The following is a 9,832-nucleotide window of genomic DNA, read 5'->3' as shown; positions in this document are numbered from 1 at the left end:
AGAGCGTTTTGGTTACTTTTGTGCTTTTCAAAAGTGACCCGCTGTAAGAGCGGAACCGATATAAGCCATAACCTCAATAAAGGATATGCACTCAAAACCCCGCAGCGCCTTATCTAGGCCCCGAAACCACCAGCATCTGCCCCGGTTTCAATGCCTGACCCGTCCGCGGGTTCCAGCGTTTGAGATGCTGCATCTCAACGTTAAAACGCTTGGCCACGATATACAGCGAGTCGCCTTTTTTGACCTTGTATTGCACCGGCTTCTTGCTGTCAGCCTTGGCCACTACCTTGCGCGTGTCCTGCATCACCAGGCTTTGGCCAACCTTCAGCGCCTGCCCATTGAGCTTGTTCCAGCGCTGCAGGTCATGCACGTCAACCTTGTTCGCCTTGGCGATCAGCGTGAGGTTATCGCCCGTGCGCACCTTGTAGCTGCGCGTGCGCCCGGCAACGCGGGCGGTCTCAACTTCGTCGAATACTGCCTTTTTAGGGCGCATCGCCAGCAATTCATCAGGCCGCATCGCCGAGAGGCTGCTGGCCAGCAAGTGTGCCTTGGAGCTGGGCACCAGCAAATGCTGAGGGCCGTCCAGGGTTGTGCGCTGTTTCAAGGCCGGGTTGAGCTGGAACAGTTCGTCTTCGTCAATTTCGGCCAGCGCGGCAACCCGTGACAGGTCCATGCTTTGCTTGACTTCAACCACTTCGAAGTACGGCGTGTTGGCGATCGGGTTCAGGTTCACGCCATACGCTTCGGGTGCCAGCACCACTTGCGACAGCGCCAGGAACTTGGGCACGTAGTCCTTGGTTTCCTGCGGCAGCGGCAGGTTCCAGTAGTCGGTCGGCAGGCCGAGCTTTTCGTTGCGCTCGATGGCCCGGCTGACCGTGCCTTCGCCGGCGTTATACGCCGCCAGGGCCAACAGCCAGTCGCCGTTGAACATGTCGTGCAGGCGGGTCAGGTAGTCGAGGGCGGCGGTGGTGGAGGCGGTGATGTCGCGGCGGCCGTCGTAGGCGCGGGTCTGGCGCAGGTTGAAGTAGCGCCCGGTGGAGGGGATGAACTGCCACAAGCCGACCGCATCGCTGCGCGAATAGGCCATTGGGTTGTAGGCACTTTCAATCACCGGCAGCAGCGCCAGCTCCAGGGGCATGTTGCGTTCTTCAAGGCGTTCGACGATGTAATGAATGTAGAGACTGCCGCGTTCTCCGGCGTTCTCCAGGAAGGATGGGTTGCTGGCAAACCACAAGCGCTGTTGCTCGATGCGCGGGTTTACGCCCAGTCCTTCCTGTAATTGAAAGCCCCGTCGCATGCGTTCCCAGACATCCTGGGGCACTTCGGGGCTAGGCTTTTCTGAAAGCCAAATAGGTTTTTGCTTGATCTTGGCGGCAAGATTGGGTTTGGGTTGCACGGTGGATTGTGCAGCGAAATTCGTCGATTGGCAGCCCGCCAGCGTCGCGGACACAGCCACGCCACAGCTTGAGCCAGGCGGGTCAATGCGTCTGAAGAGATGGATTTACGAATAGATGACGACATTGGCTGGAAGTAAGTTCCGGGCAAAAATGTCGGGCGATTCTAGAAAGCGCGTAGGTCGCGGTCAACCATTCAGAATTTCCCTACCAGATTGCACGCCCTTAGAACTTATCTTTCCATGCCCTCAAGCTAGCAAACACCTCGGCCCCAGAGCGGTTGTCGCGACCATTCCGTTCGTCCGCTTTTTGTTTAACAGATGTTTCAGCGGTGCGTAAAAAAGGGTTAGTACGTTTTTCCAGGGCCAGGTTGGACGGCAGCGTTATCTCGCCGCGGGCGCGCATTTGGTTGACGTTTTGCACGCGCTCGGCAATATCGGCGTTGTCCGGTTCCACCGCGAGGGCAAACTTGAGGTTACTTTGTGTGTACTCGTGGGCACAGTAAACCAGCGTATCGTCGGGCAGGGCGGCCAGACGTTCCAGCGACGTGTGCATTTGTAGCGGGGTGCCTTCAAACAGGCGGCCGCAGCCGGCAGCGAACAGGGTGTCGCCACAAAACAGCACGCCTGAATGGTAAAAGGCGATATGGCCGAGCGTATGGCCCGGTATTGTATACACCTCGAAGTCCCAGCCGAGCGCGCTGATGCGGTCGTTATCCTGCAGGGCTGTGTCGCGCGCCGGGATGTTCTCGCTCGCCGGGCCGTAGACCTTCGCGCCGGTAACACTTTTCAGTTGCTCCACACCGCCGACATGATCATGGTGATGGTGGGTAATCAGGATGTCGCTGAGGGTCCACGCCGGGTTCTGCTTGAGCCAGGCCAGCACCGGCGCGGCATCGCCGGGGTCGACCACCGCGCAGCGCTGGGTTTGCGGGTCTTGTAACAACCAGATGTAGTTGTCGGTGAAGGCGGGTAGGGCACTGATCTGTATCATTCGTCGATTCGCCAAGCTGAACACATTGGTGCATCTTAGAACGTCTAGGCGAGTTGGAGAATGCAATGACTGATAAAGCGTTCGCCCAGGCCGATCCTGAATGGCTGGCCCTGATCGGCGCAGCGCGCGACTGGCTGAACGGGCCGATCGGGCAATTTTTGCTGGATGAAGAGCGGCGCATGCTCGAAGACGAGCTGGGCCGGTTCTTTGGCGGCTATCTGGTGCATTACGGCCCCTCGGCCCAAACGCCGCCCGCCGCGCCGCAGGTGCAGCGCAACGTGCGCCTGGGCGCACCGTTGCCCGGTGTGGAAATTGTGTGTGAGGAACAGGCCTGGCCTTTGAGCGAACACGCCGCCGATGTGGTGGTGTTGCAGCACGGCCTGGATTTCTGCCTGTCACCCCACGGTTTGCTGCGCGAAGCGGCAAGCAGTGTGCGCCCTGGTGGCCACTTGCTGATTATCGGCATCAACCCCTGGAGCACCTGGGGCCTGCGCCATATGTTCGCGCATGACGGCCTGCGCCAGGCGCGCTGCATCTCGCCTTCTCGGGTGGGCGACTGGCTGAACCTGCTGGGCTTTGCGCTGGAGAAACGCCGCTTCGGGTGCTATCGTCCGCCGCTTGCGTCGACCCAGTGGCAAGGCCGCCTGGCGGGCTGGGAGCGCCGCGCAGGCGCCTGGCAGTTGTCGGGTGGCGGTTTCTACTTATTGGTGGCGCGCAAGATCGTGGTCGGGCTGCGGCCGGTGCGCCAAGTGCTGCGCCAGCCCATGGGCAAGCTGGTGCCGATGCCAATGGCCAAGGTCAACCGCAAGCAAAGCGAACCGTAACACCCTCTTTTTTGATTTCAGGCCGAACTTGTCGGCCTCGGGATACTGTCGGCCGATTGCCGCCAGCCCGTTTTGATGGATGCAACCGATGACCGATAGCGTAGAACTCTTCACCGATGGCGCCTGCAAGGGCAACCCTGGCCCCGGCGGCTGGGGCGCCTTGCTGGTGTGCAAGGGCGTGGAGAAGGAACTGTGGGGCGGCGAAGCCAACACCACCAACAATCGCATGGAGCTGATGGGCGCCATTCGCGGCCTGGAAGAACTCAAGCGGCGCTGCGATGTGCTGTTGGTGACCGACTCGCAATACGTGATGAAGGGCATCAACGAGTGGATGGTCAACTGGAAAAAGCGCGGTTGGAAAACCGCCGCCAAGGAGCCGGTCAAAAACGCCGACTTGTGGCAATTGCTCGATGAACAATGCAACCGCCATAACATCACCTGGAAATGGGTGCGTGGGCACATCGGCCACCCTGGCAACGAGCGCGCCGACCAGTTGGCCAACCGTGGCGTGGACGAAGTGCGGGGCTACAAGCAGAGCTGAGGCCGGCTGACGTGTTAACATCGTGCCCTTTGATTCACACCACACTGCATAACACACCGTTGAGAGCTGAACCCTGATGGCCATCCGATCTGTTGTACTCGATACCGAAACCACCGGCATGCCGGTGACCGATGGCCACCGGATCATTGAAATCGGCTGTGTCGAACTGATGGGGCGCCGCCTCACCGGGCGTCACTTCCACGTGTACCTGCAACCGGACCGGGACAGTGATGAGGGCGCGATCGGCGTGCACGGCATCACCGACGAATTCCTCAAGGGCAAGCCGCGTTTCGCCGAAGTGGCCGATGAGTTTTTCGACTTCATCAACGGCGCGCAGCTGATCATCCATAACGCGGCGTTCGACGTCGGCTTCATCAATAACGAGTTTGCCCTGATGGGGCAGACCGATCGGGCGAATATCGCGCAGCACTGCTCGATTCTCGACACCTTGATGATGGCCCGCGAGCGTCACCCAGGCCAGCGCAATAGCCTGGATGCGTTGTGCAAACGCTACGGCGTCGACAACTCCGGCCGTGAACTGCACGGCGCGTTGCTCGACTCCGAGATTCTGGCCGACGTTTACCTGACCATGACCGGTGGCCAAACCAGCCTGTCACTGGCGGGTAACGCCTCGGATGGCAGCGGCTCGGCGGAAGGCTCGGGCAACCGCGCTTCGGAAATTCGTCGCCTGCCGGCGGAGCGCAAACCCAGCACGATTATTCGCGCCAGTGAGCAGGACCTGGCTGAGCACGCCGCGCGGTTGGAGGCTATCGCCAAGTCGGCGGGGGCACCGGCGTTGTGGTCTCAGTTGGCCCAGCAATAAGCGGGTTGAGTGGTTAGGTCAAAAGCGTTTCTTTATGTGGGAGCGGGCTTGCTCGCGATGCAGTCAGCTCGGTGTACCTGACAGACCTAGGCGCCTGCATCGCGAGCAAGCCCGCTCCCACATTGCATCAAGGGTTAAGTATGTTTATGCACGCTGTAATGAACCCGAAGTACCCGGGGCTCAGTGTACGGGTCGCCGACGAGGGCTTTGATGCCTACGTGTGGGGCAATGATTTCAGCTTTGAGGTCAGTGCCTACGGCGTGCCCGAAATGGGCCTGCGCGTCGACCAATGGCCCGTCGAGCGCATCGTGCCGTACCGCAAGTGTTATGGCATCGACCCGGAAGAGTTCAGGAGTTTTCGCGACGCACCCGACAGCGCGATCTTCATGGCTTACCTGGATGACCGTGCGGTCGGGCATATCGTGGTCAGCACCAACTGGAACGGTTTTGCCCACGTTGATGAACTGGCGGTGGTGTTGCCTGCACGGCGGCATGGCGTGGCCAAGGCGTTGCTCGATGTGGCGCAGTTCTGGAGCCGCAAGAAAAACCTGCCGGGCATGATGCTCGAAACCCAGAACAACAACCTCGGCGCGTGCCGCTTGTACGAGCGTTGCGGTTATGTGATGGGCGGCATCGACCACCTGCGTTATCGCGGTATTGACCCGCAAACCCGCGAAGTGGCGATTTTCTGGTATCGGCTGTTCAAATCAGAACGGGATGCGGCGGGCTAGGTCAGCAAGGCCTCGGCCTTGAGCGCGATGATCTGCAGCAGCGCGTTCAGCGCTGGCGTGGGTTCTGCACCCTTCAAGCTCAATGCGTAAAGAACCACCGGGATGGGCGGCGATAACGGGCAGGCGTCCAGCCCGGCCTCGCGCGCCCCGGAGGCGGTGAATGGGTCGACAATCGCCAGGCCTTCGCCGGCTTCGACCAGGCTGCGCATCATCTGATAAGTCTGCACGCGTGTGTGCACCACCGTCAGTGGGCGCAGCGCTTGCAGCTTGGCGTCCAGCAGGCGGCTCAGCGGGTCATGCCCTTCAAGCCCGATCATCGACTGCCCGGCGAGCTCCTGCAACGCGATGTACTTTTGCTTGGGTTTGAGCCAGCCGTGGGGCGCGAGCAATTGCAGTTTGCCCTGCGCGAGTACTGTGCTGTGGATGTGTGCATGTTGCGGGTCATGCAGGCTCAGGCCCACATCGGCTTCGTGCAGCAGCAGGCTTTTGACAATCTCACGCGTCGGCTGGCTGGACACGTTGCACGGTGTGTCCTGAAAGCGTCGGCGCAGCAGCGCGATGCTTTGCGGCAGCAGTTGGTTGGCCAGCGGTGCGGTACACACCGCACGCAAGGTGGGGGCGTGAGGGTGTTTCAAGCGGCCGGCCAGGCGTTGTAGCGGCTCCAGCGCCTCGTAGAGCTGGGCGATGGCGGGCTGCAACTCAAGTGTTTCACGCGTCGCTTGCAAACGCCCGCGCACACTGGCAAACAGCATGCAGCCCAGTTGTTGCTCGGCGTCCTTGAGCGTCGCGTCCACATCGCCCACGGGGAGTTGCAACCATTCGGCGGCCGTGCCGAGGTGTCCGGTCTGCAAGATCGCCTGAATCACTTCGATATGACGTAAACGCATCGCGGGAGTCTATGTTCAGTGCGGTGTGGTTTCAATGGCTGGGTAAAAAACAGCGCGGGCGTGGGTGTGGTTGCGCTACCGTTAAGCGCGTAGGCCGCTGCAAACAGCCTGTCACACCGCGCGTGTAATAACCGACCAATAATCAGGGAGCCTTGCGATGTCCGGCAAAACCGCAGTCAGGGGTAACGTGCGCAATCAGCGAGGGTTTACGCGTTGGGCGGTGCTGGTGGGGTTGATCGTCATCGGGCTGTTGGCCCTGGCCGTGGGGCCGCGGCTGTTTGGCGATGTGGCGCTGGCGGAAATCGCCCAGACCAAGGCTCAGTTGGGTGATTTGGGCGCAGCGCTCGAACGCTTTCACCAAGACACCGGTCGTTATCCCAGGGACGAGGAGGGCTTGGACGCGTTGACCACGCAACCCGCCGGTGAAGCGAAATGGAAAGGCCCTTACATCACCGAAGACCAGCTCACCGACCCATGGGGCGTCGCCTTTCAGTATCACTACCCGGCAACCCAGCCCAACACGCCCTTCGACCTGTTTTCGTTCGGCAAGGACCGCACGCTGGGCGGCGTCGGCGATAACAAGGATATTACCTACGGCGACCACTGATTCATCTGGGGTTTAAGTGAAGGAGATCCGTCGGCCGTGATCACCCGGCCCAGTCAACGCCATCAATGGCCAGGACTGAGCAGGTCGATAAGGCGAGATCTTATGAAGCGAGGGTCGTTTGCGATTCGCGGGTGATAATGGTGCCCGACTGGATCAATCTGAATTCATCGCCTTCCAGTTTTTCTACACGATCGCCAATGGCCAGCTTGTAGGTTGTGGAGGGCGCCGAGCCAGCCAGGTCGCCTTGCACCGGGTTGGATTCCTGGAACTCATGCACCGAATACACGCGTCCTTCCGCGTCTCTGGCATGGAACTGTCCGACAAGTACTGCAGCCATCTGTTTAGAACCTCTGGAGATAAACACTCGATTTGCGGTTCTGTAGACCGTCAGAGAGCGGGGTAGTTTACCTATGGAAAAAAAATACTATTCGTTGATACTTTCAGACGCTTCCTACGCATGGGAGGGCGTGGCAAGCCTCTGCGGGATTTTGAAAACCTGCTGGTGAACGCGGCGCGAAGACTTTATAACTACAAGCCCCTTTAGTCAGACGTCAGGAAAACCTCAATGAGCAAGGTCTACACGGTTGCCGTCCTGGTTGGCAGCTTGAGAAAAGCGTCGATCAACCGCAAAGTCGCCCTGGCCTTGGCCGAACTGGCCCCGGCCAATCTCAAATTGAACATTGTCGAAATTGGCGATTTACCGCTCTACAACGAGGACATCGACGGAGCATCGCCGCCAGCAGCGTACAGTACTTTCCGACAACACGTGAGTTCATCCGACGCGGTGCTGTTTGTGACCCCGGAATACAACCGATCCGTGCCCTCCGCGCTGAAGAATGCCATTGACGTAGGCTCGCGCCCTTACGGGCAAAGCGCCTGGAGCGGCAAGCCGGGCGCGATCATCAGTGTGTCGCCGGGTGCGATTGGCGGCTTTGGCGCCAACCACCATCTGCGCCAGTCGCTGGTGTTTCTTGATGTGCCGTGCATGCAGCAACCCGAAGCCTACCTGGGTGGCGCGGGCAGCGTGTTTGATGACGCGGGCAAGCTGTCGGAGAAGACCGCGCCGTTTTTGCAGGCGTTTATCAATGCCTATGGCAAATGGGTCGAAAAACAGCACGGCTGACCGCGAGAACCCGGCTCCCAAAGCCGGGTTCTTATGGCGTGCTCAGCGTAGCCAGTTGGTGCGCGCCAGCTCGATCACTTCGTCGCCGCGCCCGCTCATCACGGCTTTGAGCATGTACAAGCTGAAACCCTTGGCCTGCTCCAGCTTGATGGTGGGCGGCATCACCAGTTCTTGAGTGGCGGTGACGACGTCCACCAACACCGGGCCATCGTGTGCCAGCGCACGACGCAGCGCGGGTTCAAGGTCTTCAGATTGCTCTACACGAATCCCCAGAATGCCCATGGCGTTCGACATCGCCGCAAAATCCGGGTTTTTCAGCTCGGTGCCGGTGTCCAGGTAGCCAGCAGCTTTCATTTCCATGGCGACGAAACCCAACGATGAGTTATCGAACACGATGACTTTGACCGGCAATTTCAACTGCGCCAGCGAGATGAAATCGCCCATCAGCATGGCGAAACCGCCGTCGCCCGACATCGAAATCACCTGCCGCCCCGGAAACGCTGCTTGCGCACCGATGGCCTGCGGCATGGCATTGGCCATCGAGCCGTGGTTGAACGAACCGATCAGGCGGCGCTTGCCGTTCATCTTCAAATACCGTGCGGCCCACACGGTGGGCGAGCCAACGTCGGCGGTGAAGATCGCATCGTCGTCCGCCAACTCGCTGAGCAACCGCGCAACATATTGTGGGTGAATCGGGCGGCCGGCCTTTGACGGCTGCGCCAGGTCATCCAAGCCCTGTCGAGCTTTCTGGTAATGCTTGAGCGAGGTGTCGAGGAAGCTGCGGTCGGTCTTGCGCGTCAGGCGGGGCAGCAGGGCGTCGATGGTTTCGCTGACGTCGGCGGCAATGCCCAGGTCCAGCGTGGCGCGACGGCCAAGTGCCTGCGGGTCGCGGTCGACCTGAATGATTTTTGCGTCGGTCGGGTAGAACTGGCGGTAAGGGAAATCGGTGCCGAGCATGATCAGCGTGTCGCAATCGAGCATCGCGTGGTAGCCGGAGCTGAAGCCGATCAGGCCGGTCATGCCCACATCAAAGGGATTATCCCATTCCACGTGCTCTTTGCCGCGCAGGGCGTGCACCACGGGCGCGCCGAGGGTATCAGCCAGCGCCAGCACTTGGTCGTGGGCACCGGCACAGCCACTGCCGCAGAGCAGGGTGACTTTTTCGCTGCTCTGCAGAATCTCGCTGAGGCGTTGCAGGTCTTGTTCCGCCGGCAACGTGCGCGGCGCGTGCAGTGCTGGCCACGGCTTGAGCGTGTCTTCGACTTCAAGCAGCGACACGTCGCCTGGAATCACCACCACTGCCACGCCCCGGTTGAGAATCGCCGAGCGCATGGCGCGGTGCAGCACGTGGGGCATTTGTTCGGGGTTGGTGACCAGCTCGATAAAGTGGCTGCACTCTTTGAACAGCTCTTGAGGATGGGTTTCCTGAAAGTAGTTCAGGCCAATTTCGGTCGACGGAATTTGCGCCGCAATCGCCAGCACCGGCACATGGTTGCGATGGCAGTCGAACAGCCCGTTGATCAAGTGCAGGTTGCCCGGCCCGCAGCTGCCGGCGCACACGGTCAGCTCGCCGGTGGCAGCGGCTTCGGCTCCGGCGGCGAAGGCGGCGACTTCTTCGTGGCGCACGTGCATCCACTCGATGCTGTCCATGGTGCGCAGGGCGTCGGTGAGGCCGTTGAGGCTGTCGCCGGTCAGGCCCCAGATGCGTTTGATGCCCGCCTGTTCAAGGGTGGTCGCCAATTGCTGGGCCAGGTTTATTTTCGCCATGAAGAACTCCAATCGTCAGTAAGGTAAAAAATTGCTGATCAATAGGGGACAGTTCGATTACGGCGAATGCTCCGTTTTTAATGTGAAGATTGCGTTAGGGAGGGGGGCGTAACGGGGCGCTTCTCAGATCAAAAGCAAAAGC

General features: G+C 60.2%; 10 protein-coding genes and 1 pseudogene. 6 read left to right on the top strand and 5 right to left on the bottom strand.

Going from position 1 to position 9,832, the window contains the following annotated elements; all coding sequences use genetic code 11:
* Window positions 1–109 precede the first annotated feature (109 nt).
* Window positions 110–1,521: pseudogene (locus F0169_RS01285) on the bottom strand (transglycosylase SLT domain-containing protein).
* A 98-nt stretch (window positions 1,522–1,619) separates the two neighbouring features.
* A complete protein-coding gene (gene gloB / locus F0169_RS01280; RefSeq protein WP_152745219.1) occupies window positions 1,620–2,387 on the bottom strand; it encodes a hydroxyacylglutathione hydrolase in 768 nt (255 codons plus the stop codon).
* Window positions 2,388–2,452: 65 nt separating this feature from the next.
* On the opposite strand from gloB, the gene F0169_RS01275 reads away from it, so the two are divergent.
* The 4 genes from F0169_RS01275 (at window position 2,453) to F0169_RS01260 (ending at window position 5,306) form a co-directional block, all read left to right on the top strand.
* Window positions 2,453–3,211 (top strand): class I SAM-dependent methyltransferase, encoded by a 759-nt coding sequence (locus tag F0169_RS01275; protein ID WP_058411685.1) that lies wholly within the window; start codon window positions 2,453–2,455, stop codon window positions 3,209–3,211.
* Between the two features lie 88 nt (window positions 3,212–3,299).
* Window positions 3,300–3,752 (top strand): ribonuclease HI, encoded by a 453-nt coding sequence (gene rnhA, locus F0169_RS01270; RefSeq protein ID WP_029291380.1) that lies wholly within the window; start codon window positions 3,300–3,302, stop codon window positions 3,750–3,752.
* A gap of 82 nt (window positions 3,753–3,834) precedes the next feature.
* The gene (gene dnaQ, locus F0169_RS01265; RefSeq protein WP_172979291.1) at window positions 3,835–4,575 is read left to right on the top strand and encodes a DNA polymerase III subunit epsilon; all 741 of its coding nucleotides are present in this window, start codon (window positions 3,835–3,837) and stop codon (window positions 4,573–4,575) included.
* A 158-nt stretch (window positions 4,576–4,733) separates the two neighbouring features.
* Window positions 4,734–5,306 (top strand): GNAT family N-acetyltransferase, encoded by a 573-nt coding sequence (locus tag F0169_RS01260; protein WP_058411683.1) that lies wholly within the window; start codon window positions 4,734–4,736, stop codon window positions 5,304–5,306.
* Here F0169_RS01260 and F0169_RS01255 read toward each other — a convergent pair.
* Window positions 5,303–6,193 carry a LysR substrate-binding domain-containing protein gene (locus F0169_RS01255; protein WP_152745217.1) on the bottom strand — a complete coding sequence of 297 codons (891 nt, stop codon included), beginning with the start codon at window positions 6,191–6,193 and terminating at the stop codon, window positions 5,303–5,305. The two genes, F0169_RS01260 and F0169_RS01255, sit on opposite strands and share 4 nt — an antisense overlap.
* Before the next feature lie 157 nt (window positions 6,194–6,350).
* Between F0169_RS01255 and gspG the strand changes: the two genes are divergently transcribed.
* A complete protein-coding gene (gene gspG, locus F0169_RS01250) occupies window positions 6,351–6,800 on the top strand; it encodes a type II secretion system major pseudopilin GspG (protein WP_058411681.1) in 450 nt (149 codons plus the stop codon).
* A 100-nt stretch (window positions 6,801–6,900) separates the two neighbouring features.
* Here the strand turns inward: gspG and F0169_RS01245 are convergent, their stop codons facing one another.
* On the bottom strand, window positions 6,901–7,137 hold the full coding sequence (locus tag F0169_RS01245; protein ID WP_058411680.1) for a hypothetical protein: 237 nt from the start codon (window positions 7,135–7,137) through the stop codon (window positions 6,901–6,903).
* Between the two features lie 228 nt (window positions 7,138–7,365).
* Here F0169_RS01245 and F0169_RS01240 point away from each other — a divergent pair, with 228 nt between their 5' ends.
* Window positions 7,366–7,923, top strand: coding sequence for an NADPH-dependent FMN reductase (locus tag F0169_RS01240; RefSeq protein ID WP_058411679.1), 558 nt, complete (start codon window positions 7,366–7,368; stop codon window positions 7,921–7,923).
* A 42-nt stretch (window positions 7,924–7,965) separates the two neighbouring features.
* Here the strand turns inward: F0169_RS01240 and poxB are convergent, their stop codons facing one another.
* Window positions 7,966–9,690, bottom strand: a complete 1,725-nt coding sequence (poxB, locus tag F0169_RS01235; protein WP_152745216.1) for a ubiquinone-dependent pyruvate dehydrogenase — start codon at window positions 9,688–9,690, stop codon at window positions 7,966–7,968.
* Between the last annotated feature and the right edge of the window lie 142 nt (window positions 9,691–9,832).

The sequence above is a fragment of the Pseudomonas kitaguniensis genome (assembly GCF_009296165.1).
In the GTDB taxonomy this organism is placed as follows: Bacteria; Pseudomonadota; Gammaproteobacteria; order Pseudomonadales; family Pseudomonadaceae; genus Aquipseudomonas; species Aquipseudomonas kitaguniensis.
The sequence above is the reverse complement of the archived record's forward strand: the minus strand, read 5'-3'. Positions and strand labels throughout refer to the sequence as shown.